Origin of the sequence: Microvirga lotononidis (assembly GCF_034627025.1) — a bacterium.
In the GTDB taxonomy this organism is placed as follows: Bacteria; Pseudomonadota; Alphaproteobacteria; order Rhizobiales; family Beijerinckiaceae; genus Microvirga; species Microvirga lotononidis.
In genome coordinates this window covers 888,310-912,435 of the sequence record NZ_CP141049.1, presented here as the reverse complement: position 1 = coordinate 912,435, position 24,126 = coordinate 888,310, and the positions used below count along the sequence as shown (strand labels likewise).

At 60.0% G+C, this 24,126-nt stretch carries 21 protein-coding genes and 5 pseudogenes; 12 read left to right on the top strand and 14 right to left on the bottom strand.

The features are described 5' to 3' along the window. Positions 1–99: 99 nt before the first annotated feature. Both U0023_RS28120 and U0023_RS28115 read left to right on the top strand, forming a co-directional pair. Positions 100–687: pseudogene (locus U0023_RS28120) on the top strand (transposase); the annotation flags it as partial. Between the two features lie 16 nt (positions 688–703). Then, positions 704–814: pseudogene (locus U0023_RS28115) on the top strand (IS3 family transposase); the annotation flags it as partial. 1,269 nt (positions 815–2,083) lie between these two features. On the opposite strand, the gene U0023_RS28110 reads toward U0023_RS28115, so the two are convergent. The 8 genes from U0023_RS28110 to U0023_RS28075 all read right to left on the bottom strand — a co-directional run bounded on the left by U0023_RS28110 (position 2,084) and on the right by U0023_RS28075 (position 8,977). Continuing rightward, positions 2,084–3,895: an HrpF/NolX family T3SS translocon protein gene (locus tag U0023_RS28110; protein WP_009488845.1), complete on the bottom strand. Its 1,812-nt coding sequence runs from the start codon at positions 3,893–3,895 to the stop codon at positions 2,084–2,086. A 263-nt stretch (positions 3,896–4,158) separates the two neighbouring features. Next, the gene (locus U0023_RS28105; protein ID WP_245272851.1) at positions 4,159–4,665 is read right to left on the bottom strand and encodes a transposase; all 507 of its coding nucleotides are present in this window, start codon (positions 4,663–4,665) and stop codon (positions 4,159–4,161) included. 140 nt (positions 4,666–4,805) lie between these two features. Further along, complete coding sequence (locus tag U0023_RS28100) at positions 4,806–5,009, bottom strand: hypothetical protein (protein WP_154660886.1); 204 nt, start codon at positions 5,007–5,009, stop codon at positions 4,806–4,808. Positions 5,010–5,275: 266 nt separating this feature from the next. Continuing rightward, positions 5,276–6,427, bottom strand: a complete 1,152-nt coding sequence (locus U0023_RS28095; protein WP_009489212.1) for an IS110 family RNA-guided transposase — start codon at positions 6,425–6,427, stop codon at positions 5,276–5,278. Continuing rightward, positions 6,360–6,995, bottom strand: coding sequence for a helix-turn-helix domain-containing protein (locus U0023_RS28090; protein WP_245272843.1), 636 nt, complete (start codon positions 6,993–6,995; stop codon positions 6,360–6,362). The genes U0023_RS28095 and U0023_RS28090 overlap by 68 nt, the downstream gene beginning before the upstream one ends. A gap of 73 nt (positions 6,996–7,068) precedes the next feature. After that, positions 7,069–7,626, bottom strand: coding sequence for a transposase (locus U0023_RS28085; protein ID WP_040637796.1), 558 nt, complete (start codon positions 7,624–7,626; stop codon positions 7,069–7,071). 14 nt (positions 7,627–7,640) lie between these two features. Then, positions 7,641–8,183: a helix-turn-helix domain-containing protein gene (locus tag U0023_RS28080; protein WP_009488841.1), complete on the bottom strand. Its 543-nt coding sequence runs from the start codon at positions 8,181–8,183 to the stop codon at positions 7,641–7,643. A gap of 98 nt (positions 8,184–8,281) precedes the next feature. Further along, positions 8,282–8,977: a secretin N-terminal domain-containing protein gene (locus U0023_RS28075; RefSeq protein WP_009488839.1), complete on the bottom strand. Its 696-nt coding sequence runs from the start codon at positions 8,975–8,977 to the stop codon at positions 8,282–8,284. A 183-nt stretch (positions 8,978–9,160) separates the two neighbouring features. Between U0023_RS28075 and U0023_RS28070 the strand changes: the two genes are divergently transcribed. Both U0023_RS28070 and sctJ read left to right on the top strand, forming a co-directional pair. Continuing rightward, positions 9,161–9,655: a nodulation protein NolB gene (locus U0023_RS28070; RefSeq protein WP_009488837.1), complete on the top strand. Its 495-nt coding sequence runs from the start codon at positions 9,161–9,163 to the stop codon at positions 9,653–9,655. 9 nt (positions 9,656–9,664) lie between these two features. Then, complete coding sequence (gene sctJ / locus U0023_RS28065) at positions 9,665–10,534, top strand: type III secretion system inner membrane ring lipoprotein SctJ (RefSeq protein WP_009488835.1); 870 nt, start codon at positions 9,665–9,667, stop codon at positions 10,532–10,534. 95 nt (positions 10,535–10,629) lie between these two features. Here sctJ and U0023_RS28060 read toward each other — a convergent pair whose 3' ends face one another. Continuing rightward, on the bottom strand, positions 10,630–10,935 hold the full coding sequence (locus U0023_RS28060; RefSeq protein ID WP_009488833.1) for a hypothetical protein: 306 nt from the start codon (positions 10,933–10,935) through the stop codon (positions 10,630–10,632). Positions 10,936–11,171: 236 nt separating this feature from the next. On the opposite strand from U0023_RS28060, the gene sctL reads away from it, so the two are divergent. Genes sctL through U0023_RS28020 form a run of 8 tightly spaced genes read left to right on the top strand, consistent with a single transcriptional unit; the run spans position 11,172 to position 17,565 of the window. Continuing rightward, on the top strand, positions 11,172–11,795 hold the full coding sequence (gene sctL / locus U0023_RS28055; RefSeq protein ID WP_009488831.1) for a type III secretion system stator protein SctL: 624 nt from the start codon (positions 11,172–11,174) through the stop codon (positions 11,793–11,795). A gap of 8 nt (positions 11,796–11,803) precedes the next feature. Continuing rightward, the gene (gene sctN, locus U0023_RS28050; protein WP_052600409.1) at positions 11,804–13,150 is read left to right on the top strand and encodes a type III secretion system ATPase SctN; all 1,347 of its coding nucleotides are present in this window, start codon (positions 11,804–11,806) and stop codon (positions 13,148–13,150) included. Then, positions 13,126–13,653 (top strand): hypothetical protein, encoded by a 528-nt coding sequence (locus U0023_RS28045; protein ID WP_009488827.1) that lies wholly within the window; start codon positions 13,126–13,128, stop codon positions 13,651–13,653. The genes sctN and U0023_RS28045 overlap by 25 nt, the downstream gene beginning before the upstream one ends. 35 nt (positions 13,654–13,688) lie before the next feature. Beyond that, positions 13,689–14,768 carry a type III secretion system cytoplasmic ring protein SctQ gene (gene sctQ / locus U0023_RS28040; protein WP_154660877.1) on the top strand — a complete coding sequence of 360 codons (1,080 nt, stop codon included), beginning with the start codon at positions 13,689–13,691 and terminating at the stop codon, positions 14,766–14,768. Then, positions 14,761–15,426 carry a type III secretion system export apparatus subunit SctR gene (gene sctR / locus U0023_RS28035; protein WP_009488823.1) on the top strand — a complete coding sequence of 222 codons (666 nt, stop codon included), beginning with the start codon at positions 14,761–14,763 and terminating at the stop codon, positions 15,424–15,426. Before sctQ ends, sctR begins: the two co-directional genes overlap by 8 nt. A 44-nt stretch (positions 15,427–15,470) precedes the next feature. Further along, the gene (locus tag U0023_RS28030; protein WP_009488821.1) at positions 15,471–15,716 is read left to right on the top strand and encodes an EscS/YscS/HrcS family type III secretion system export apparatus protein; all 246 of its coding nucleotides are present in this window, start codon (positions 15,471–15,473) and stop codon (positions 15,714–15,716) included. Continuing rightward, positions 15,713–16,531, top strand: a complete 819-nt coding sequence (gene sctT / locus U0023_RS28025; protein ID WP_009488819.1) for a type III secretion system export apparatus subunit SctT — start codon at positions 15,713–15,715, stop codon at positions 16,529–16,531. The genes U0023_RS28030 and sctT overlap by 4 nt, the downstream gene beginning before the upstream one ends. Further along, positions 16,528–17,565 carry an EscU/YscU/HrcU family type III secretion system export apparatus switch protein gene (locus U0023_RS28020; RefSeq protein WP_009488817.1) on the top strand — a complete coding sequence of 346 codons (1,038 nt, stop codon included), beginning with the start codon at positions 16,528–16,530 and terminating at the stop codon, positions 17,563–17,565. The genes sctT and U0023_RS28020 overlap by 4 nt, the downstream gene beginning before the upstream one ends. 1,195 nt (positions 17,566–18,760) lie before the next feature. Here U0023_RS28020 and U0023_RS28010 read toward each other — a convergent pair. The 5 genes and pseudogenes from U0023_RS28010 to sctV form a co-directional block, all read right to left on the bottom strand. Beyond that, positions 18,761–18,964: pseudogene (locus U0023_RS28010) on the bottom strand (DDE-type integrase/transposase/recombinase); the annotation flags it as partial. A 46-nt stretch (positions 18,965–19,010) separates the two neighbouring features. Next, positions 19,011–20,059: pseudogene (locus U0023_RS28005) on the bottom strand (IS110 family RNA-guided transposase). 201 nt (positions 20,060–20,260) lie between these two features. After that, positions 20,261–21,212: pseudogene (locus U0023_RS28000) on the bottom strand (IS3 family transposase); the annotation flags it as partial. 228 nt (positions 21,213–21,440) lie between these two features. Beyond that, a complete protein-coding gene (locus U0023_RS27995) occupies positions 21,441–21,986 on the bottom strand; it encodes a tetratricopeptide repeat protein (protein ID WP_040637787.1) in 546 nt (181 codons plus the stop codon). A gap of 19 nt (positions 21,987–22,005) precedes the next feature. Further along, positions 22,006–24,117, bottom strand: coding sequence for a type III secretion system export apparatus subunit SctV (sctV, locus tag U0023_RS27990; RefSeq protein ID WP_009488805.1), 2,112 nt, complete (start codon positions 24,115–24,117; stop codon positions 22,006–22,008). Between the last annotated feature and the right edge of the window lie 9 nt (positions 24,118–24,126).

The window sequence follows — 24,126 nt, the reverse complement described above, 5'->3', positions numbered from 1 at the left end:
CCTCTCCATTTGTGAATGATCCTCAGATCACCACCTTGGCACATTGTGATGCCGTCAGGAGGGGGCATCCACTCCATCACATTCCGGTATAGTTCCACTGCCTTGCGCGAGAGCCTTGAGGGGCTCACCGGCACGATGGCGCTGATCCGGCATCTCCCAGCCCTGCGGCCAGGAGGGATGACAGACCCGACAGCCTCCGCCAAAGCAACATTGCGCGCTCTCGCCCGACGCTGGCTGATGCTCGATGCTGAGATCAAGAGCCACGATGCCGCTCTCGATGCTTTGACCACCGCCTACGCCCCAGCTCTGAAGGAGGCTCATGGGATGGCGACTGGCACGGCCGCCGAGATGTTGATCCTGGTGGGCGATAATCCTGAGCGTATTCGCTCCGAAGCGGCATTCGCCAAACTGTGCGGGGCCTGTCCCATTCCCGCCTCGAGCGGCAAGACCTCGCGGCACCGGCTCAACCGCGGCGGCCGCCGTCAGGCCAACGCCGCTCTGTATCGTGTGGTCATTAGCCGAATGCGCAGCCATTCTCCCACCCGCGACTACGTCCGAAAGCGAACGGCAGAGGGTAAGGGCAAGATGGAGATCATTCGCTGTCTGAAGCGCTTTGTTGCACGGGAGATCTTCGGCTATCTCTGCCGCGCCAGCAGGCCTCTCGCGGCCGTCTCTTCAACCTCTTGACCTCTATAGGAGCATCAACGCCGCTGTCGAGACCTTCTTCAAGACCTTGAAATCCGAATTGGTCTGGCGCACGGTGTTCCAGACACGAGCTGCGGCCAAGGATGCGATTGGGCGTTATATCGACGGCGTGCGCCATATCACCTGGCGCTGGATCCCTTTCGCAGAAAGGAGGGGTTTGGAAGAAATGACCCTTGGGCCAACGGCTTACCTGGCGGTCAAAACCAAAGGGGACAGTAGCATGCCGTCGAAGCGGAAATGGTCCGAAGACGCTTACGGCCATGGTCTGCAAGGCCCGCGCGATAAGGTGAGAGCCGCATTGCTCGAACCTCAGCCTCCAGTGATGCAAATGTACATCCCTCGACACAGCGTCTGAGGTCGGGGCCACCGCGATGGAGCGGCAAAGCCGTCGTCGCTCGAACCTTCCACGCGATGGACGATGGGGAATAACCCCATTCAAGGAGACGGACGAGGCACCTACGTCGCGCTCGGGACGTCCAGCATCAAGGGAATATGGGATCGCCCACCGCGCCGCGAGGCGCAGGGCGACGGAGCCACCGTAGTACTCTGAGGACGGGAAAGCCGTCCACATGGGGAAGGGTGGCAGGTGTCCTGAAACCCGAACGGCGAGGTACGCGAGATGCGAAACGCCAAAACCGTGTTGGGAATCATCCACAACCGCTCTGCGGTTGTGGAGGACACTGGAGAGCCGGGTGCTCCTAACAGCGCAAGCCCGGTTCGGGGAGAGGCGGTTGGAAAAGTGCCGGCGACGGCAACTCGCTAGCCGCCTACTCTACTTTTACAACCCGCCCACCGCCATTCGACACTCGATTATGTCAGTCTGGTTCAGTTCGAAAGGCCGGCCGAATAGCAAACAAACCGCTCTCCACTAATGCGGGGCAAATCCCATCACGTGCCGTGCCCATAAGGTGGGGCCTCTCCGATGGCCACTCGCCTGTACCTGCGAAACACCTGCCGCGGGCGCGCGGCCACGCTACCTTGCGCGACCCGACAGGGCAGGATCGGAGCCGCCTGGCCATTGAACCCGCGGCTGACCCAGAAGAGCAAGCGGCGTAGCGCCTGGTAGTCTCATCTCTCTTCAAAGACCGCATAACCATCCGGGGCTGGCTCGCCTATTGCCGGCATCCACGATAACCGGCGACCAGGGTGCAATGGAGTTGGCGGCGCCGCACAACTTTCTGCCGCACTCGCCTTTCCAAAACACAATCGTAGGGCGTTGCCGGTTCACTATGCTTTGACCCGCGCAATTTGTCTCCTGGCTCCCTTTGTCGCGCTGCACCACCTTCTCAAAGGCCAAACATGAACGTACTTTGCCCGCCGAATAAAAGCCGAACCAAGAACAAGGGTATTGTACCGATCTGCCTCGTGCTTTGGAGGCTCAGGCCGCAAGGCGTGCTTCCAGGTTGCTTAAATAGTCTTCGGCATAAGTTTGCGCCGTGGAAATCGACAGATCGATCCCAGCCGCCGCGGCCTCTTCCATCACTTTTTTGACGAGCCCATTGCGAATTGCTAACTTTACCTCCGGCCCTGCGACAAGGCTGAGCGCTTGCGCTCCGATATTGATTCCAGCTTCTATCAGCGCCTGCTTCATGTTGCCTCCGGTAATGGCTGTGCGGAGAAGATTTGCCGCCTGCGCCTCGCACGAAAGCGCCATTGAAACGGCATCGGCCACTTGGCCAAGGACTGGAACGAAGCTCAATAAACCCACCGCCGTCGCCGCCCAATCGAGAACTGGCGAGACGATCTTGAGCGCGTCCCCGACGGCGTGGATAAAGGCCCCACCGTTTTTCTTCGGTGACTTGGTGTCAGGCTGGTCCGTCCGGCCCGCCAGCATATTCGAAACCGCGTCCTGTTCCGCAGTGGTTTCGGGCACATGGGTCTTTGACTGCTGGACCGTGCGGTTCGCCGACGACATGCTTTGGTAGAACCGAGCAAAGTCGTTTTTGCTGATGTCACCGGAATCGACGGTGTGGCCCCCGCCGAAGTCGAAGAACGAATTATCGGTCTCATAGCCCGTAATGGCATTGTTAAGCTGACTGAACAGTAGAGGATCTGAGAGCAGCTGAGAGGCCGCTTTCTGTACTTTCGGAGTGAGGCTCTTGTCTTCCGCCATCGTCGCGAGCTTGTCACGCGTCAGGTCACCGCTTCCAAAGAAGGCGTCCTGATTGCTATTGATCGTTTCTAAGGTCTCAAGCTCAGTACGCGTGAGGCTCATCGACGATGAAGCGACTTGAAGAAAGTCCTCTTTGTGCACCTTGTCTATTCCACCACCATACAACTGCTTCCATTGATCCGGGTGGCTGACGAAGTACTGAGCTGCAGCAATGACCTGGGGCGGACACTTGCCAGTCTTCGCTTCGCCTTCGACGATCTTCTCGAATTCAGCCAGACTCAGGTTCTCGGGCAGGTTTTCGGAGTACCGGTAAAGCTCGCGTAATGCATCGCTCCGGGTCATGACGGACGGCTGCGGTTCACCAGTGCTGTCGGATGGAATGTAGTTCTGCACGTAGCTTTGCGCCTGCTTGTCCTGAAATTCGGCAACTTGGGAGTGATGGCGGGAAAATCCGGACAAGTCCTTCGCCGTGATCTTGCCGCCGCAGCGGCCATCGCCCTGCGAGCCGATCGCATAAAACAGCTCTGGATCCTTCTGCAATCCCTCGATCGCCGCTTTCAAATCGGGGGGCGTGGAGGGATCGTTAGCTTTCTCCGCCAATGATTCCCAACTGAGTGGGGCTTGGTCCTTGTGGCGGTTCAGCACTGCTACAATCTCCAACTCGGCCTGGGTCAGCGAGCCGCCATTCCACGTGATTCTCTCGCTTGCCACGGGCGCCGGCGCAACCGAAGGATTGGCGACCTCGGAAGCTTGCCAGTCCCGATCCATCGACTCAATGGCTGCCCTCATATTTGGCGGCAGCAGGTCCAATGGGTTCTGCGCCAAGTCCTCCAACGCCGACTCGACATCCGACAGCGATTCCGAACACTGCTGCGAAGATGCTCCCGTCGATAAAGCGGGATCCCGCGGCAGCGGGTCTGGGAGCCTGAACGGACGGGCCCTGTCTTCGAGCAGTGACGTGAGCAGCACCTCTTCCAAGGGAGATGCGTTCTGCTGAGTCTTGATGAACGCGGATACTGGCTCCGACGAAGTCTGAGCGAACTGCAAGAAAGCGTTATTGGCGTTATTGATTGGCATCCTGGCTCCTCAGACGTAAAGTTGCATCCGCGACAAGGGCGTCACCAAATGGATTCACCAGCATTGATGATTATGAGCATTAGCCGCGTCATCAATTCCGTCTCTCTATGACCGTGCTTTGAGTGCTCAGTTTGTTGACGGCTCCAAACTCCCGTTCCAGCGCACAATGGGCGGCGATCCGTCAGGTCTTGACTCTCATCATGGCCGGCTCAGCTTTCGAGAACCTGACGAACTCAAAGAATCCATTAACGAGGCGGCTGCGGCTAAGTAGGTCGCCAAAAGTTCTGCAACAGCTTTCTGAGCCAGAAGCGTTTGGACAGCATGCCGGCCTTGCGGAACGCTTGTTGCGGCGTCAGCGTCAGCACCCAGGCTGCGGCCTCGGCGGCCAGAGCATCGATGGAAGCCGCCTGCCGGTTGGCCGCGATCAGCCGCTTGAGCTCGCGCCAGAGTTGATCCATCGGGCTCAGTTCGGGCGCCTGCCGGGGCAACCACACGAACCGGATGCGCAGCCGGTCGGCCAGGGCTTGGGTCTGCGGGGCAGTGTGGGCGCTCGCCCGATCGGTGAGCAGCCAGAGCCAGCCAGCCTTGCGGTAGCGGCGCCGCAGCGCACGCAGGAACGCCTGGGCATCGGCCTGACCGGCACGGGTGCGGATCAGCACCACCCGACGCGCGCTTTGCAAGTCGATCGCCCCGAACAGCACCCGCTTGGCATTGCGGCCGGTGATCGGCACGAGGGCCTGCGTGCCCTTGAGCGCCCAGGTCGCGCGCAGCGGCGGAAACAGCCGCAGCAGCGTCCAGTCGAGGCACAGCAGCCGATCGCTCCTGTGCCAGCCCGCCTTCAGGCGTCGGGTGATCCCCCCTTATATGGGCCGATCCGTCAAGCGCTGGCAGGCGGTGTGCCGGATCGAAGTCAGAGTTTGACCTGGCCGACAGGGTCGAACCAAAGGAAGCCGAGTTCAAAGCCTGCCATTCTGGCATGGCGGCTCTCAGCTTGGGCGAGGCGGGCGGTCAAGTCCCGCAGCCGCTTCGCGGTGCGCCGCAGGCGCAGGGCTTGAGGGCCGGCCGAAGCTCCAAGCCATCCTGGAGACTGCCCGAGGGCAACTCGCTCCGACACTGTCCGTCTACTCAAGGGCGGGATTCGACAGTTTGCGGTGACCTCCGAGGCTGAGCCCGATGGCGCTCATGCGAACCGTTCGTCCGCATCACCTTATATCCGGTTGGGCCCAAGCCCTGACCATAATCCCGCATGCGTCGGGAACGGGCTCCGGGGTGAGCGCGACCATTCTTTTTCGCGGCATTGTTCCAGCCAGGGGGGACAACGCGGTCGCACTCCCCTCAGACATCACGCGCTGACACTCCCGCGCCAGTGCGCAAGCGGGTTCAGGGCTTCACGGCCACATCGGCTGGCAGGGCGCCTGTTTCGACATAGCGCCACAACAGGATCAGCAGCTTACGGGCGAGCGCCACAATTGCAATGCGTCTGACCCGCCCGGTGGCCGACCCCACACGGCTGCGGAACCAGACCGCGAGTGCACTGTCAGGCTGGTTGCGCAACCACAGCCAGGCGAGTTCGATCAGCGCCTTGCGGGCGCGGGCGTTGCCCGCCTTGGTAATCCCTTGCTCGCGCGAGCGGCGGCCGCTCGCAAACGGGCTGGGGGTCAGTCCCGCATAGGCAGCCACGTGGCGCCGGCTGGCAAAGCATCGGTAGAACACCTCCTTGGCGAGGACAGTTGCAATCTCAGAGCCGATCCCCCTCAGATGCAGCAAGGTCCCAAGCTTGGACGAGGACGCGGCTCGTGCCGCCGCCGCGTCGGCATCGCGCCTCGTCTCGACCTCGGCCAGGTGCCGCAGGACCAGTTCGAGCCAGTCGAGCTGACGCGCGATCTCCGCCGACAGCCGCGGCGGCAGCGGCCGGCCATCCCCCGTGATCAGCTGCGCCAGGCGCGAGCGGCGATCCGGCCGCAGCGGCTCGTAGTCGTCGATCCCTTGCGTCGCGCACAGCCCCTTGATCCGGTTGACCAGGCGAATGCGCTCCTGCAGCAGCGTGGCCCGCTCGCGGCTCGGACGACGCGCATCCTCCTCGTCCGGGGACGGTGGGCGGACCATGGAGCAGACCTTCGGCTCGCCGCGGGACCAGGCCATCAGCGCCCGCAGCAGAGCCTGGGCATCCAGGCGGTCCGTCTTGGCCCGCCGGGCCCGGCGGTCGACCTGCAGCGAACTCGGGTCCATGACATGGCTGCTGACGCCGTGCGCCTCGAGAAGGCGGTGCAGCCAGAACCCGTCGCGGCCGGCCTCGTAGCAGCACGATACATGTGGGCTCACGCCGGTGCGTCGTTCCACGCGGGTCCGGATGCGGGCAAGCAGGTCGAGCACCGCCTGTCCATCACCGGCGGGAAGCCGATGCAGCTCGATCTTCGCGGCATCGGGGGCATGCAGCGCCACCAGCCAGGAGCGGCGGCTGAGTTCAAGGGCGAGATAGATCGTGTGGGTGCTGTCCGAGACTGAAGCGTCGGCTGAGGGAGAGGAGAACATGAGCGGCCTCCAGGGTGAGGTGAGGTGACCGCCTTACTTCACCAGTTCGGCGGTCGCTGGCCCATGAGATCTTTTTCTGCGGCAGGTGAGCCGCGCGCGCGACATAGACATAGCGCGGCCGCTTCCAACGATAGCCGGCTTCGTGCAGCCGCCGCCGCAGCGTCTGGCGGCTGACCGCGAGGCCCTTCGCGGCCAGGTCGTGGGCCAGCAGCGGCACCGTCCAGCTCGTAGCCTGGTAGCCGCAGCGGCGCGGGTCGCGCGCCAGGGCCGCCGCCAGCCGCTGCGGCGTGAGCCTCGGCTGACGGCGGGGACGTCCGCTGCGCGGCCGGTCGATCAGGGCCGTGGCCTCATGCTCGGCTCGGTACTGGACGAGCCAGCGGTGCACGCTGGAGCGGTTGACCCGGCAGCGGCGGGCCGCCTCGGCGACGGGATGGCCCTCGGCCACCAGCAGCAGCGCCTCGAGGCGGCGATACACCCGGGCCTCACGGGCACCAGAAAGCGCGGCAGTAAGCCGCTTGCGATCCGCCTCGTCGAGCCACGTTTCGGGAGAGTGATCATGGTGTTGCATGCTCTCCAGGGAACACCCGCAGTGCTTGCGTTGCAAGTCTTATGAAGACCTACTTAGTGGTGCATCCGGGAAGTCATGCCGCCCTCGGCAGCAGGGCAATTCCAGGCGAGCGGCGGGTCCGATGGCGGCGGCGTTGACCCCAGACGAAGGGATGGCGATGCGCATTCCAGTAGATCGTGGCGCGGTCGATCGCATCGATGATCTCGTCCCAGCTCTCGAAGCGCCGGCCTGCTAACGCCAGCGAGCGCAGGATCTTCCACCACGGCTCGATCAGGTTGAGATAAGCCGCGTACTTGGGCTGGAACACCATCTCCCAGCGTGGATGGGCGAGCAGAAACAGCAACACGTCGGTCGTGCGGTGCGAACTCAGGTTGTCCATGATCGCGTACACCCGCTCGGTCGTCCTCGGGACCCAAGTCTCAACGTGCTCCAGGAAGTCGATCCAGTGCGCGCCGCCGCGACCAGGATAGGGATGCGTGAACGCTGCGCCCGTGGCCGGACAGAAGGCCCCGAAGACATAACCCTTGGCGCGCTGGCCATAGTCGATCTCCTGTCTCGCCCGCTCGGCTGGTCGCGTCCGGTTCTGCACCAGGGCATGGCCGGCATAGCTCTTGGCGCTCACCGGTCCCATCTCGTCGAGGCAGATCACACAACTGCCCGCAGGCGGTGCGGTGTAGAGCGTTTCGATCGCCCCCTTTTTTCCGCGAAGGCCGGATCGACCCGCTCGCCGAACCAGGTCTCATGCTTGTGCCAGCGCAAGCCCTCCTGGAGCAGGATCTCGTCGATGCGGCTGCGCTGCATCGCAATGCCTTTGACCTCGTGCAGGTAGGCGGCCAGTCGGTCGAGCGTCCAGGCGGCAAACGGCAGCCCGAGCGTCTCTGGTTTCGTGAGCGCCGTGGCGATCACGGTGGCGGCTTGCTCAGGCGGATAGGTGGGCGGGCGTCCGGAGCGATGCCGATCCTTCAGGGCCTCCACTCCTTCTGCATTGAAGCGGTGGATGCGCCTTCGCACCGTCTCGACATCCAGGCCCAGGCGAGAGGCAATGGCGGATGCGCTCTCGCCGTGACGGGCGCGCCAGATGATTTGAGCCCGTTGCACCATCTGAGCCGGAGCGGTGCGCGCGTGAGCCAAAGTCTGGACCCGTGCACACTCCTCAACGGTCAAATCCCGTAAGCAGATCGGTGTCATGGGTCACCTCCCGCCCGCAGGCCAGCAAGCCGCGATTATACCCCCTGAACATGCCGGATGCACCACTTAGTGTCTCTCCGGAAGCTGCGGGTACCCAGTCACTTCTGGCTCGGCTCACGCTTCACGCCGTCCTGTTGCTGCCCGTTAGAAAAATACGAGGCCTCCGGTTGTCCATCACGCACGACTGTGGCGGAGGAGCCCCGAAACAATATCAGAACGGTTTGTCTCGTCGGCGCCGCTGCTTGAAGCTGTGCTTGCGCCTCCGCCACGAGGCTGTTGAACGTTTGTTCCACAAGCGCGACGAAGCGAGGTGGACCGGAAACCAAGATGAGGCCATTCCCCGGCGCAGGCCTCACAACATAGCGGTCATCGGATATGCCAAGGTCATCGAGAGCTGTCCTAACTGCTTCGAAGCGAATCGGGGCCAACACAAGCATCCGAGTCTGTGCCTCCTTGGCAGCAGATACGTAAAGCACAAGGCCATCAAAGTACCATTGCAAATCGTATAGCTCGGTCAAGCGGTCGAGGAACTCACGCGGCGGCAGGTCCGGCATCCGCGCGCGAACCCGCCCCTTTACCTCGGCGCTGACGTTAACGCTGATCTTCAGGTTATTTCCGAATTCCCGCAGCGCGGCAGAGAGATCCTGATCCAGAACCGTATACCTATAGGGTGTCGAGGGAAGCGATAGTGGGGAACCGAGAGTTGAGTCGATCCCAACGGAGAGGACAAAACCGACCCAAAGAATTCTCTTCAGGTTGCGCAGAATGGTAGATGGGATCAGAGTTCTTGACATGGCGTCCTGACAAATCAAGGGCTTAAACGCTCAAATGCGCTAAAGTCGCGAAGGCACCCCTTTTTGTCATAAACGCGCTCTCGTCAGCTGGTCGTCAGCTCACCTCTCTAGGTATTGAACCAACAGCGGGTGACAACCGGCTGGACTGACTTCACGCGAAGGAGAAACCAATTGAGTCCTTGCATGATGATGCCTGTTTCGTCAATCTCTGCCAGTCCGTCCGAGTTTTGTCCCGCACCAGCATCGCCGTCGTTGGGCGAGCTGGCACAATTTGAGCGCGCACTAGTGCAGGCAGCCGCCTCTACGAAGAACGACACCATATCGCGCCCAGAAAGTGTGGCGTCAGTTTCTCCGCACCTGGATGTTCAACGCACGACTGCGCAGACAAACCCCTGGGGCGACCGCGTGTTCGAGATGATTTCTTCCATCTCCCGATTCGATTCAGTTACTGCTGCCGTGCATGACAATCAGCTAGGCCTCGAAAAGAGCGCTCTGTCTGGGCCGGCGCAGAAGCTCCCTGCCGAAGGTGCGGCGCCGGGAACGCCGATAGGGCAGGATTTCGGCGCGGTTATTGCGGAACTACGGGATCTCTACTATGGCGTCACCGAGGTTGCTCTCATTTCCAAGGGTGTCAGCGGCATAACATCGTCTGTGAATACGCTCATAAAACAGGGATGAACGGTAGACATGACTCGCTTGGCACAGGACAGAATCCTGCATAGCCGCTCGTTCGGTCGGCGATCGTTGTGTCTCGTCGTGCTGCCACTTCTGTTCGGTCTGAGTGGTTGCAAGGTGGACCTTTACACGCGGTTGAAGGAGCGCGAGGCGAATGAGATGCTCGCGCTTTTGATGGATAGCGGGCTTGACGCAGTCAGAGTCGCCGCTAAGGATGGCAGCAGCACGCTCCAGGTTGACGAAAGGCAGCTTGCGTTCTCGATCGGACTCCTGAACGCCAAAGGGCTGCCACGCCAGTCTTTCAAGAATCTTGGCGACATTTTCAGCGGATCAGGCCTGATTGCCTCACCGACTGAGGAGCGCGCTCGTTACGTGTATGCCCTGAGCGAGGAGTTGTCGCGTACCATCAACGACATCGATGGGGTCTTCTCAGTACGTGTCCATGTCGTTCTGCCGAATAACGACCTGTTGCGATCAGGTGGTACGCCATCCTCGGCGGCAGTTTTCATCCGGCACGACGCCAAAGCAAACCTTTCAGTTCTACTGCCGAAGATAAAGATGCTCGTCGCCGACAGCATTGAAGGCCTGTCCTACGAAAAGGTCGAAGTGGTCTTTGTGCCAGTCGAGCCCTCCGCGCGCGAGCAACGGTCCGATCCAGAGACTGTTTTGGCCCGAGCACCTACGTTCGTTCCGGCGCCACATCTAGCCATCGTGGTGGGTGGTGCCGCGGCTGCACTTGCAGCAACGTGCTATTTCTTAGCCAGTATTCTAAGGCGTCGGCACAGGCAACCCTCGGGCACACTTTCCAAGCCCGAGGGCCGCTCGGTGCTTGCGCTGTCGAACCCATTCACGAAAAGATCATCGACTACGGTGCGGAGCTAACATTCCCGATGCCAGTGCCGACACTGACTGCCGAACCCGATCAGTCGCTCCAAATGCGCTCCGCGTGCCTTAGCGATCTTGCCGCTTCCGCCCATTCAACTCGTCTTGCTGCGCGTCTTGATCCAACGTTGTCCGCTGCGACGTTGATGCAGTTGCAGAAGCGCCATAGGCTGCAACCAAGATTGGCAGAGCTGCTGCTGGGCGATGAAGTGCATTTGAGCGGAAGCGGCTGGGGGCCGGATCTTCTTGACGGGCGTGACCCGCGGCGGGTTGCCCTCCTTGCCGGTAGTGTCTGGCATGCACGATCGCTGCTGAAGCTTGTTTCGAAGTCTCACCTTGCCGCGCTCATCGAGCATATCGGCGCCGATGTCCACGCGTTTGGCATCCGACATGTCGCGCATGCGATCGCAACCAGCTGGAGTTCTGATCCTGCACAACTAGCGCAGCAAATCGACCACGATGGACACGCCTGCCTTGGTGCTTGGCTCAATGGCAGTACAGCGCTTGCCCGTAACCGCGTGCTCCTTCGGTTGCCCCTCGGGACGACCGCCGAGAATCCCGCGCCCGAACACAGTAAGGCCTCTGGCCAGCTGCTCCCGTTTGTACTAGCTCATCTTGAGACGGAGAACCGGGCTACATGATAGCCGATGTCTACGCACCTCCCCTCGCGCCGCAGATGCGCCCAATGGGACCACTGATACCAGCGAGTGAGCTCGAGATCTGGCATTGCGCCGCAAAAGCGCGTGACGCCGCGGAACGGCATCGGCAGCGGGTCCGCAGATGGGCGCGCTCCGCTTATCAGCGTGAGCGGGCACGGGGCCATGCCGAGGGCTTGAACACAGGCGCCGAGGAAACGGCCCGGCTGATCGCGCGGGCGGTCTCCGAAGTTGCGCGACGCAAGGCGGTTCTGGAGCAGGAGTTGCCACAGCTGGTGCTAGAGATAATAGGCGATCTTCTAGGCGCCTTCGATCAGAGCGAGCTGTTGGTGACGGCTGTCCGTCACGCAATCGAACGTAACTATAGCGGCGCGGAAGTTTGCCTTCATGTGCATCCCGAGCAGGTCGACTTGCTCGCGCGCGCGTTTGTTGAATGTGACGGACGGGAGGGCCGGCCGAGGGTCCGAGTTGATCCGGATCCGACATTGTCACCGCAACAATGCGTGCTTTGGAGCGAGTATGGCAATGTCGAGCTTGGACTTGACGCACAGATGCGCGCGCTGCGCCTCGGCTTTCGATCCGATCCGGAAGTGAGCGAATGGTGATCCCCCCGATGCCACAGCATACTAATCTCACCCGTAGCTTGGCTCCCGATCCGACGATCTCGTCTTTGAGGTCTATAGTAAAGCAAATCGACACGCGTGCCGTGCGCGGCCGAATCACGCGCGCCGTGGGTACCCTTGTCCACGCTGTCTTGCCGGATACTCGGATTGGCGAACTTTGTCTGCTACAGGATACGCGAACCGGCCTGTCGCTCGAAGCCGAGGTGATCGGCTTGTCGGATAATGGGGTACTACTCACGCCGATCGGTGACTTATTGGGCCTGTCCAGCCGCGCAGAGGTCGTATCCACCGGGCGAATGCGTGAAGTACCAGTGGGCCCCGATTTACTTGGCCGTGTGATTGACAGTCGTTGCCGACCACTCGACGGCAAAGGCGAAATCAAAGCTTCCGAAACTCGTCCCCTGCACGGCAAAGCGCCCAATCCAATGAAAAGGCGCATTGTTGAGCTGCCATTCCGGCTGGGCGTCCGCGCCCTTGACGGTCTCCTCACATGTGGCGAGGGCCAGCGGATCGGAATTTATGGCGAGCCTGGTTGCGGCAAGTCGACATTAATGTCGCAAATCGTAAGGGGTGCTGTTGCCGACGTCTTCATCGTCGCGCTCATAGGCGAGCGTGGACGTGAGGTTCGTGAATTCATCGAGCGGCATCTTGGGGAGGAGGGCCTCCGCCGTACGATCGTCGTCGTTGAAACCTCCGACCGCTCGGCGGTGGAACGGGCACAGTGTGCTCCTATGGCGACCGCAGTGGCGGAATACTTTCGCGAACAAGGGCTACGTGTAGCGCTCATGTTGGATTCGCTGACGCGCTTCTGCCGCGCCATGCGCGAAATAGGTCTTGCTGCGGGCGAGCCGCCGACCCGGCGGGGCTTCCCTCCCTCCGTTTTTGCCATGCTGCCAGGTTTGCTGGAACGTGCCGGAATGGGTGAGCGCGGCTCGATCACGGCGTTCTATACGGTGCTTGTCGAAGGTGATGGCGCCGGGGATCCAATCGCGGAGGAATCGCGCGGCATTCTCGACGGCCATGTCGTCCTCTCGCGCGCTATTGCGGCACGATCACATTTCCCGGCTATCGACGTGCTCCAGAGTCGCAGCCGCGTGATGGATGCGGTCGTTTCTGAAGCCCACCGAGAGGCAGCAGCGTTCTTCCGTGATCTCCTTTCGCGCTATGCCGAGACCGAGTTTTTGCTCAAGGTCGGTGAGTATAAGCAGGGCGGCGATCCGTTGACTGACCGGGCAGTCGCCACGATTGGCGACCTGAGGGATTTTTTGCGCCAGAGCGAAGGTGAGGCGTCGGATTTTGAGGAAACGGTTGCATGGATGTCGCGTCTGACCGCGTGAATCAGGTTCACGTTTTGAAGCTATTGCTTCTAAAGGATATGCATGAGCGTAATGCACTTAGGGAGCTTTCGTTGAAGGAAGCGGAGCGGCACACGGCCACCTTTGCTGTACAGAATGCCTTCCAGGAGCTTGCAGTCGCACAGCAACATCGCGCACGGGTCGAAGCGACACTCTACGGAGAGCTGATGTCGCTCGAGACATTGACTAGCGCTGCGCTCGACCGTCACCATCTTGGAATTGAACGGATTTCGGCTGAGGTCGCTTCTAGATGCCACGTGCTCGATGATGCCCGCATCGCTCATGAAGAGGCCGAGGCAGCGGCGTCTGAAATGAGGGAGCTGTGGGTCAAACGTTCGACCGCAACGCACAAATGGAAGCTAATCGAGGAAGACGTCCGACGCTGCGCTGATATTCATGCAGAGGCCGCAGGTGAGATAGAGGCTGACGACGAGGTATCTCTTCGGTATGGAAGGGTTTCGCTCGCTCAACTTTTGCGCGACTAGATCCGATAAGCCCAAGGTTCCTGAATGATGCGATTGTGCAGCTTAGAGCCACTTTGGTAATTGCTTTGGTCAGACCCGCTATCTTCGAACCAGCGCTGGGACTGTCCCACGAGGTCGTCTCGTGGCTCAATGCTATAGCATCCCCCCGGCGGGCCTTTCAGAGCCGGATCAGCGACACGCCCCTGTCGGTGCGGATACAAGGGCTTGTTTGGCAGCAGAAATCTCCCGCTGTTCCGATGCTTGACTGCGTTTGGCGCGTTGGAGCTGAAACGATCGTCTTGTCACTGTCACAACGACTTGTACAGGCGCTCGTCTCAACAGTACAGAGCGGCCTTGCTTTGCCTTCCGAGCCAACTGCTTCGCTCGTTCTCGAACTCGCGCTCGAGCCGCTTTTGACACGACTGGAGGATCAGACGCAGCTGAACATACAGCTTGTAGGCGTGGGTGAAGCCCTGACACTGGCTCCTTATCTAGAGCTTGATCTCGTCTTCGGCCCAGTCGATGGCAAGGGCCGTCTGTTCCTGTTCTCTCCTCTTGACAGCTTGGTGCCGTCTGCCTTCCGCGCGTTAGGCGAACTGGTCGGCCAGTTGCCGCGACAGCCGCGCGAGGTCTCCCCGGAGCTGCCGGCCATAGTTGCAGGAGTAATCGGTACGCTCTGCGTTCCGGTAGCGCTTATTCGCAAAGCATGTATCGGCGATGCTCTGTTGCCAGACATATCGCCGTTTGGCCGCGGCCAGATCATCCTGTCCGTGGGCCGGTCATGGGCCGGAGCAGACATTGAGGGCGACAACTTAATACTGCGGGGGCCCTTCCGCCCGCGATCGCACCCTTTGGAGAATGTGGATATGACGACACAACCCGAATCCTGGCAAGAACGATCGGAAGCCGATCTCGACGATGTCGAAATCGTGCTTGTGTTTGAATGCGGCCGCTGGCCTATGTCTCTAGGGGAATTGAGGAGCGCGGGTGAAGGGCATGTCTTCGAGCTCGGACGGCCGATCGATGGTCCCGTCGACATACTGGCCAACGGTCGGCTCATCGGTCGGGGCGACATCGTGCGGGTCGGAGACGAGCTGGGCGTCAGACTCCGCAGCAGGTTGGCAAGCAATGACTGAGTTTCAGCCGCCGATTCTATCGCTTCTTGCGGTGACAGCCGGTCTCGGCCTTTTGGTTTTAGCAGTCGTCACAACCACGGCGTTTGTAAAGATCTCGGTTGTTCTGTTCCTCGTCCGCAATGCGCTCGGGACCCAGACGATCCCACCGAATGTAGTGCTGTACGCTGCGGCACTCATCCTCGCCATTTTCGTCAGCGCACCTGTTATTGAACAGACCTATAATCGTATGACCGACTCGAGGCTCCGCTATCAAACACTAGACGACTGGGTAACCGCCGCTAAAGAGGGGCGGGAGCCCGTACGTGAGTATCTCAAGAAGTTTACCAATCTAGAGCAGCGCCGTTTCTTCCAGTCCTCGACAGAAAAACTGTGGCCTGAGGAAATGCGCGCCAGAACCACACCCGATGATATTGCCGTTCTCGTGCCGTCGTTTTTATTCTCAGAACTCAAGCGCGCATTTGAAATAGGCTTCCTTCTCTATCTTCCGTTTATCGTCATTGATCTAATTGTAACGGCAATTCTGATGGCGATGGGCATGTCGATGGTATCCCCGACAGTGATATCTGTTCCCTTCAAGCTCTTTTTGTTTGTCGCTATTGATGGGTGGTCGAGGTTGATGCAGGGACTTGTATTGAGTTACGCCGCACCGGGAGGTTGATTATTACTCAGTCCAGCATTGTTACTCTTGTGAGCCAGTCGTTGATGGTTTTCATGATCTGGATTCTGCCACCGCTGATCGCGTCGGTGATTGTTGGCCTGGTCATTGGGATCATCCAGGCGGCGACGCAAATCCAGGATGAAAGCTTGCCCCTCACCGTAAAGCTTCTGGTTGTAGTTGCGGTGATTGGCCTGTTTGCCCCTGTGCTGAGCGCCCCGCTGATAGGGCTGGCCGACCAAATCTTTGCGGAATTTCCCGCAATCGCTCCTAGCTACCAGCCTCCACCATGACTGCGTCATCGGCCGAGATGCAAAACCTGATCCATGCGGCTATCGAGCTCGTCGCTGCAGCCGGACTTGGCGCGGCTCGGGCGACAGGCATTATGGTGGTGCTTCCTGTATTTGCGCGGGCTCAGATCAGCGGGCTGATCCGCGGCTCGTTTGCTGTTGCCTTTGGGCTCCCATGCTTGCCGTTCGTCAGTGACGGGTTGCAGGCACTGGATCCTGAAACACGTCTGATCCAGTTAACTCTGCTCGGCGTGAAGGAGATCTTTGTCGGCCTACTACTTGGCACTTTCCTCGGCATTCCTTTATGGAGCCTCCAGGCGGCCGGTGAGTTTATCGACAACCAACGTGGCATCACCAGCCCGTCCGTTCCGTCCGATCCCTCAACGAACAGTCAGGCTTCCGTGATGGGAATGTTTCTTGGGATCATGGCTATTACGATCTTCGTCGCTTCGGAAGGGTTGGAGGTTGTGGCCAGCGCCCTTTATGGTAGCTTTCAGATCTGGCCTGTGTATCGGTTTCAGCCCATACGGACCGCCCAGGCAGCAATGGAGTTGTTAGGGCTCCTCGACCACATCATGCTCACGACCTTGTTGGTCTCCGGGCCTGTAGTGTCCTTCCTGTTGCTGGTTGACATATCGGTGATGATACTTCTGCGCTTTGCGCCGCAAATCAAGTCGAGCCAACTGTCTCCGGTCATCAAGAATATCGCATTCCCCTTTATTATGACTGCCTATACTGCGTATCTGGTGGTGGGAATGAGACTGGAGATCAAACCAGCTAGTGGCGCGCTTGAGTGGTTGGGCAAGCTGCTGAAATGAGCGAGACGAGTGAGGAGAAGACACAGGCCGCAAGCCCGCACAAGCTAAACGAAGCGCGCCGAAGAGGGCAGATTGCGCGCAGCTCCGATTTCGTCCGTGCGGCCGCCACATGCGCTGGGCTCGGCTACATCTGGCTAAGAGGCAGCTTGATACAAGACAAATGCCACGAGGCGCTACTGTTGGTAGACAAACTGCAGAATCTCCCCTTCAGTATAGCGGTCCGGCAGGCATTGATCCTGCTCATCGAACTCACGTTGGAAACTGTTGGCCCGTTGCTTGGGACGCTCATGGCTGCGGTAATAGTAACCGGATTAATGTCCAACGGTGGTTTTGTCTTCTCGCTGGAGGCGATGACGCTCGATCTCGACAAAATCAATCCGTTCCATGGACTGAAGCGCATGGCGTCGGCGCGTTCTGCAGTGGAGGTTGGGAAGACCCTGTTCAAAGCAATGGTCCTGAGCGCAACCTTTCTACTCTTCCTTCTCGGCACGTGGAAGACGATGGTCTATCTTCCGATCTGCGGCATGGGCTGTATCAGCCTCGTGTTTACGCGAGCGAAGCTGCTGAGCCAAATCGGAGCCGCTGCCCTTCTTGTCGGTGGACTGACCGATCTCCTGGTGCAGCGTGCTTTGTTTCTGCGCGAAATGCGCATGACCAGGACCGAAGTGATGCGCGAGTCCAAGGATCAGGAAGGTACCCCGGAACTAAAGAGTGAAAGACGTCGCCTCCGAGACGAGGCTGCGCACGAGCCTGCGCTGGGGGTGCAGCGGGCCACATTGCTCGTGACCGGGAAGGCTGTACTCGTCGGTCTGCGTTACATTCGTGGCGAGATTGGTGTACCGATCTTGGTTTGCCGCGCCGAGGGCGAGGCTGCTTCAAAGATGTTAACTGAAGCGCGGGCGCTACGTGTCCACATCGGTCGTGATGATGTGCTTGCGCATAAGCTCTTCAGCGCAACAAAGCTGGGCGACGCCATTCCTGCGCAATACTTCGCGCCTGTCGCGAAAGCGCTCTACGCTGCACGCTTAGTATAGATGTGACCACAGCGCCGGACGGCCGCGCAGGCCGCAGTCATATTGTAGTTAGCCATTCCCCTGCACAAGTCGGGCTTCGCTGATCCCATGTCTTTATGGGCCGCAGCGATCTTGAGCGTCTGATCAAGGAAGAGCAGATCGAGCTTGTGCGCGACTGCAGGCACTGCAAAAGACCCCACGCAAATCCTCCGAACCGCCCTCGACGGGTCGCGAGGAGCAGCCTGAGCGCTCCAAACCGGGCGGATTCAAACCCGGCCGCGACGGCCACAGCCGGATCCTCAACTCCAGGCTGGATGCGGTGGTTGAGCATCGCCCTGACCGGTGCTTCCGCTGCGCAGCCGTTCGAATTGCGCATTGGTCGGCGGAGACGATCAGAACCCAAGGGCAAATCGACCTCCCAGGGGTGCACCCCGCGTCTGGACTTGCTTCAGTTTAATGGAGAGCGGTTTGTTTGCTATTCGGCCGGCCTTTCGAACTGAACCAGACTGACATAATCGAGTGTCGAATGGCGGTGGGCGGGTTGTAAAAGTAGAGTAGGCGGCTAGCGAGTTGCCGTCGCCGGCACTTTTCCAACCGCCTCTCCCCGAACCGGGCTTGCGCTGTTAGGAGCACCCGGCTCTCCAGTGTCCTCCACAACCGCAGAGCGGTTGTGGATGATTCCCAACACGGTTTTGGCGTTTCGCATCTCGCGTACCTCGCCGTTCGGGTTTCAGGACACCTGCCACCCTTCCCCATGTGGACGGCTTTCCCGTCCTCAGAGTACTACGGTGGCTCCGTCGCCCTGCGCCTCGCGGCGCGGTGGGCGATCCCATATTCCCTTGATGCTGGACGTCCCGAGCGCGACGTAGGTGCCTCGTCCGTCTCCTTGAATGGGGTTATTCCCCATCGTCCATCGCGTGGAAGGTTCGAGCGACGACGGCTTTGCCGCTCCATCGCGGTGGCCCCGACCTCAGACGCTGTGTCGAGGGATGTACATTTGCATCACTGGAGGCTGAGGTTCGAGCAATGCGGCTCTCACCTTATCGCGCGGGCCTTGCAGACCATGGCCGTAAGCGTCTTCGGACCATTTCCGCTTCGACGGCATGCTACTGTCCCCTTTGGTTTTGACCGCCAGGTAAGCCGTTGGCCCAAGGGTCATTTCTTCCAAACCCCTCCTTTCTGCGAAAGGGATCCAGCGCCAGGTGATATGGCGCACGCCATCGATGCACCAGCCGATCGCCTGCTTGACCTCGGCTCTCAGCTCAAAGACGGTGCGCCAGATCAGCTCAGATTTCAAGCTCTTGAAGACGCTCTCGACAGCGGCGTTCTCGAAGCAATTGCCTTTTCCGGACATGGAGATCCGGATGTTATGTTTCTCCAGCTCCGCCTGATAGGCCGTCGCACAATATTGGCTGCCGCGGACGCCCTTCTGTTTGTCAAGCGGTGATACGAGCCTGGTTGATCTCCTATTGCCGCTGGCCGATTAGGGTGAACACTTCGCGAGCGATGTAGCGTTTGAGACGCCGGATCGCCTCAAGCTTGGAATGGCCCTCAGCCATGCGCTTGGCCATGTAGGCCTTGGTTCGCGGGTCGGTCCGGAGCCTGCCGATGGCAATGATGTGCAGGGTGCTGTTGGCGGCTCGGTCGCCCACTCGACTGAGGCGATGGCGCGTCGTCTTGCCGGGCGAGGTCGGAACCGGGCTGACACCGCAAAGGGCGGCAAAGCCGGCCTCAGAGTGTAAGTGTTTCGGATTGTCGCCGGCCTGTGAGGAGCAGCTGGGCCGCCCCTGCGTGATCAATCGAGTTCCGGGCCACGAGGTTGGGGGCGAGTTCATCGACGATGGCACCGATCATAGCATCCAGGTCAGCAATCTCATCGTGCAGTTCAAGGTATCGGCGACCCAACGACTTGAGACTGATCCTGTGGGCGGAGATGACGTCGCGATAATCTGTCAGATCCGGCCGCCAGGCCGCCAAGGTCCTGACGAGTTGCATGCGGGTCATCTTGCGCAAGGTGTCCCGAAGATCATCGGGTGCGCAGATGATCGTGTTGTGGATCATCTGCAGCGCGACACGGCGGGCGGCGAGCGCTGTCTTTCGGCAGGCTTTGAGGACCCGGAGGGACTCGATCATCCCGTCACGGGTTTTGGGCGTGACGGTGCGCTTGCCGGCAAAGGCCGCATGGGCGGCGTTCTGAGCATCGAGATCATCGTTCTTTCCACGCTTGCGCCGGTCCTGTTTCTCCGGGGTCGTCACCTCGAGAACCTCGACACCGGCGTTCTGCATGGAGCGCAGCAGCCCGGCGCCGTAGGTGCCTGTGGCCTCAACGCCGATGCACCGCAGCTGTCCGAACGACCGCATCCAGGCGAGCATCTGCCGATAGCCTTTCGTGTTGTTGCAAAGCACTGGGTCCCGAGAACAGGTCGTGTTCGTCGACAACAGCGGCGACATGAAGATCTTTATGCGTGTCGACGCCACCTACGACGAGATGCGGTGTAACCTCCTGAACTTCCATACCGGCTCTCCCAGGCAGACCTTGGACCGACGGTTTACCGAGACCGGGTGCCTGGACAGGACAGCAACGCGACAGGAAGTCAGGCCCTTCTTGGGTCAAATGCATCGGTGAGGCAAACCTCACCGCAAGGCTCCCGGGCGGCCGACAGGTCCGGGGAAAGACACGGATCTGGTCGATCAGAGTGTGGGTCAGGCCCACGCCGGGACACCTTGCGGCACCAGCCACTCTAAACGGTCTATCGCTGTGAGGGTCAGGCCGCCCAGGAACACTGGTAAGGGCATACTTACTATCACTGTGGTGGATCAGGTCCTTGCCCGGTCGCCGGACCGCCAGAGCCGTGCGCAGCGCCTCGAGAGCCAGCTCCTGGTGCAGGCGATCGCTCACCGCCCAGCCGACGACCCTGCGGGCGAAGACATCGAGGATCACCGCCAAGTACAGCCAGCCCTCGTTCGTCCACAGGTAGGAGATATCCGCAGCCCACTTCTGGTTCGGGCGCTCGGCCGAGAAGTCCCGCTCGAGCAGGTTGGGCGCGATCGGAAAGGCATGGTGGCTATCGTTGGTGCGCTTGAAGCGGCGCTTCTGCCGGGCCTTGAGCCCATTCTCCCGCATCAGCCGAGCGGTCCGACGGCGACCGACTTGCAGCCCGTCACCCCGTAACTCGCAAGTCATACGGGGACTGCCGTAGGTCTCCTTCGAACGCGCGAAGGCCGAGCGGATATGAGCCAGCAGCACCAAGTCCTCTCTCTGGCGCGGACTGGCCGGACGGGATCTCCAGGCGAAGTAGCCGCTCTGGCTCACTCCGAGCACCTGGCACAGACGGGTGACGGGGAAGCTCTCTTTCGCCGCATCGATGAGTGGAACCTCATCGACTTCCCTCCTTGGCGAAAAAAGCCGTGGCCCGTTTGAGGATCTCCCGTTCCTGGCGCAGAATTTCGTTCTCGCGCCGCAGCCGCTTCAGCTCGGCGGCCATGTCCTCCTGTCGCTCCTCGGGTGGATCGTCGATCGCACGCTCGCGACGGCGATCGAGCCAGTGGCGCAGGGTCGACAGGCCGATGCCGAGATCCGCAGCGATCTCGCGCCGGCTGCGGCCGCTGGTCAGGGCGAGCCGCACAGCCTCGTCCCGGAACTCCTTCGTAAAGCGCGTGTGGGGCATGGAAGTCCTCCTGCTTCATGAGAGGCTCTCCATTTTTTCGATACTGCTGGCGAATTGCATGTTGCCGCTTCATTCGCAGCCAGAGAGCTGATCTGCAGCGCTCGAATGCAGAGCGCCGGTGGTCCGCTCTGGAAGCTTGGCAGCCGTCTCGGAAGCTCCAAAGCGAATTCGCCAGCAGTATCTTTTTCGAAGCAAGTCCAGGCGCATCGCGTCTGGTGCAGTGCACAGCTATTGCGACGGTGCCGACGCGCTCGGTTCAGACTTCCCGTCAGACGTCAGGGACAGGTCAAGATTGTGTCGCACCATCTGATTTCCTGGTTCCCGTTTGAGGGCTTGCCGATATAGCGCTTGTGCCGCGTCATGCCGCCCCTGAGTATCCAAGACAACTCCTTTCGCATTCAACGCGCGCAAGTTATCCGGGTCCGCAACTAAGACGCTATCGAGTACCTGAAGCGCCTCTTGCTGGCGTTTCTGCGCCAGCAGGTCATTCGTAAGACTGATCGCCGCATCGACACTATCCGGATGCTGCTCCAAATTCCGCGAAGTCGGCACTTGAGACTTCTGAACGACTGCGCGCATAATGCGTTCGCGCATAGCCGGATCGATGTGATCGGCGCCAAGCAACGCTGGGGATGACGTCTCCTCAACTGAAAGATCTGGCTTATTCAAGCTCGCGCAACCGCCCAGAGGCAGGATGGCGAGTACGGCGAAGAGAACTGATTTCAAGCGAAAGGAAAGCAATGTCGCAGAGCCTCTATTCCCATGCCAATTCATGTCTGCTTCTTACCTTCCATCAAGTGCCTTGGCCATCAGTTGACGGCAATGCGGACATCGCGAGCTTCCCCTCACGGTCTACTAGTGTCTCCAGGCGGAGCGTAACGGATCCGGCAGGATGGATCGTGAAGTCGGGCGCAAGGTCCTGGTAAGATAGCACAGTGAGATTGATCCCGTTTTGGATGAGAAAACCGCGGACGAAGCGTCGGACATCCATCGAAGTTAATACGACAGGGCTAGTCTGATCCGGCGCCGTGCTGGAAAGAACCTGACGCATCTGTGACAGCAGCGCTTCGCGTTGCCGGTCCTCTAGTACGAGATTGGGGCCTGCAGCCGAATCCCGAGCCGCATTGCGCACCACATCCTCAGTCTCACGTTCGATGATGACGGCGGCCAAGATTCCATGTCTGCCGGCATAGCGGTGACAGATCTGGCGCTTCATACAAGATCGCACATATTCCGTTAGAAGGGCGGCACTTTGCTCACGTTCGCTCCATTCGGCAAGTGCCTCCAAGACGGCGCGGAGGTTGCGGATCGGGACACCTTCATCAAGCAGGCGGCGCAGTACATCGGCAATCCGAGGTATCGGTGTCGTCCGCAGCACCTCCTTCACCAGATCAGCATATTCCTGCTCCATCCGGCCCAACAGCTGGCTGGTCTCCTGGATGCCGATCATGCGCGGTGCATAGCGGGTCAACGTCGCTTGGACACGTAACGCGAGGAGTTCGGTAGGTTGGTGATGCCCGATGCCCGCAGCCTTGAGAGCCGGTGCATGGCTTTGTTCGACCCAGGTAACGTTAGTTTGTGAATCATGCTGAAAGGGAATGCCGCTCAATTCAACGTTCGCAAGATCGTCTTGAAGCGTTAACTGTGTCGGACTAGTCGAGTTTTGCTCGACCGGCACACCCTCGATATCTATCCTGAACTGTGACTCTGGCAACTGACGATCAGCAGCGACAGGGATGCGGGGAACGATAATGCCGAGATCGGCCGAGACTAGCTGCGAAACGCGTGCAATGTGCTGTTGTAGTTCGACTTGGTCGATCGCATGCATAAGGTTCGGCGCAAGGAAGATGGCGATCGGACATGCCTCCGCAGGCATGGTTTGGTTCTGACGCTCCACTGGCGCTGCAGTTGTGGCATCGACGTTTCCCACGCCTAAGATATTACCCTTAACGAGGCTTACCGCTGCGAAGATCGCGGCCAAGATAAGAAAGACTGGCAGAGGAAAACCAGGAACGAACCCCATCGCAACCAAGACGGCGGCCGCAAGCCGCAATGCTCGTTTACTGGCCGTGAGTTGATTGACTATGTCGGTCCCAAGGTTGAGGCTCCCTGCCCCGATTACACGAGTTACGATGGTCGCCGCGGTGATTGAGAGCAGCAGGGCGGGAATCTGCGAGATTAGCGCATCACCTATGGTCAGCAGGGTATAATGACGCAGCACCTCGCCGAAGGGCATACCCTTCGAAAGCAGGCCAATCGAGATCCCACCCAGCATGTTGATGAAAATGATCAACAGCCCGGCGACGGCGTCGCCCTTCACAAATTTCATCGCCCCATCCATAGCGCCGTAAAGTTGGCTTTCCTTCTCCAGTGCGCCGCGCCGTGCGTGCGACTCGTCGGCATCGATTTGGCCGTTCCGTAACTCAGCGGCGACCGCCATTTGCTTGCCCGGCAGAGCGTCGAGCGTGAAGCGCGCTGCCACTTCTGCCACCCGTTCGGCGCCCTTCGCGAGGACGATAAACTGCACCATGGTCACGACTAGAAATATGACAATACCCACCACGATATTGCCTGAGATCACGAATTCACCGAACGTGTGGATGATGCTACCTGCCTCCCCTTCCGCTAGGATCATTCGCGTCGTCGCGATGGTGAGCGCCAGACGGAATACCGTTGAAATCAAGATGACGCCGGGCAAAGAGGAAAATTCAAGTGGCGTGCTGATATACAAAGCAACCATTAGCAGCAGTATGGCCAATCCCATATTGAATCCGATCAGGGCGTCGATCACTACAACAGGTATTGGCGTTACCATCATAGCTATGGCCAGGAGCAGCATCAGAGCGACCGCTAGGTCCGGGCGGGCCGGCACGCGCTCGATCAGGTTACGCATGATGTTGGCCATGGAGGCTCC

Excerpts from the sequence above, each read along its gene's own strand:
- U0023_RS28110 (WP_009488845.1), bottom strand. The coding sequence starts at position 3,895 with ATGCCAATCAATAACGCCAATAACGCTTTCTTGCAGTTCGCTCAGACT.
- U0023_RS28095 (WP_009489212.1), bottom strand. The coding sequence starts at position 6,427 with ATGTTCTCCTCTCCCTCAGCCGACGCTTCAGTCTCGGACAGCACCCAC.
- U0023_RS28090 (WP_245272843.1), bottom strand. The coding sequence starts at position 6,995 with ATGCAACACCATGATCACTCTCCCGAAACGTGGCTCGACGAGGCGGAT.
- U0023_RS28085 (WP_040637796.1), bottom strand. The coding sequence starts at position 7,626 with ATGGGACCGGTGAGCGCCAAGAGCTATGCCGGCCATGCCCTGGTGCAG.
- U0023_RS28080 (WP_009488841.1), bottom strand. The coding sequence starts at position 8,183 with ATGACACCGATCTGCTTACGGGATTTGACCGTTGAGGAGTGTGCACGG.
- U0023_RS28075 (WP_009488839.1), bottom strand. The coding sequence starts at position 8,977 with ATGTCAAGAACTCTGATCCCATCTACCATTCTGCGCAACCTGAAGAGA.
- U0023_RS28070 (WP_009488837.1), top strand. The coding sequence starts at position 9,161 with ATGATGATGCCTGTTTCGTCAATCTCTGCCAGTCCGTCCGAGTTTTGT.
- sctJ (WP_009488835.1), top strand. The coding sequence starts at position 9,665 with ATGACTCGCTTGGCACAGGACAGAATCCTGCATAGCCGCTCGTTCGGT.
- U0023_RS28060 (WP_009488833.1), bottom strand. The coding sequence starts at position 10,935 with ATGCGCGACATGTCGGATGCCAAACGCGTGGACATCGGCGCCGATATG.
- sctL (WP_009488831.1), top strand. The coding sequence starts at position 11,172 with ATGATAGCCGATGTCTACGCACCTCCCCTCGCGCCGCAGATGCGCCCA.
- sctN (WP_052600409.1), top strand. The coding sequence starts at position 11,804 with ATGCCACAGCATACTAATCTCACCCGTAGCTTGGCTCCCGATCCGACG.
- U0023_RS28045 (WP_009488827.1), top strand. The coding sequence starts at position 13,126 with ATGGATGTCGCGTCTGACCGCGTGAATCAGGTTCACGTTTTGAAGCTA.
- sctR (WP_009488823.1), top strand. The coding sequence starts at position 14,761 with ATGACTGAGTTTCAGCCGCCGATTCTATCGCTTCTTGCGGTGACAGCC.
- U0023_RS28030 (WP_009488821.1), top strand. The coding sequence starts at position 15,471 with ATGGTTTTCATGATCTGGATTCTGCCACCGCTGATCGCGTCGGTGATT.
- sctT (WP_009488819.1), top strand. The coding sequence starts at position 15,713 with ATGACTGCGTCATCGGCCGAGATGCAAAACCTGATCCATGCGGCTATC.
- U0023_RS28020 (WP_009488817.1), top strand. The coding sequence starts at position 16,528 with ATGAGCGAGACGAGTGAGGAGAAGACACAGGCCGCAAGCCCGCACAAG.
- U0023_RS27995 (WP_040637787.1), bottom strand. The coding sequence starts at position 21,986 with ATGAATTGGCATGGGAATAGAGGCTCTGCGACATTGCTTTCCTTTCGC.
- sctV (WP_009488805.1), bottom strand. The coding sequence starts at position 24,117 with ATGGCCAACATCATGCGTAACCTGATCGAGCGCGTGCCGGCCCGCCCG.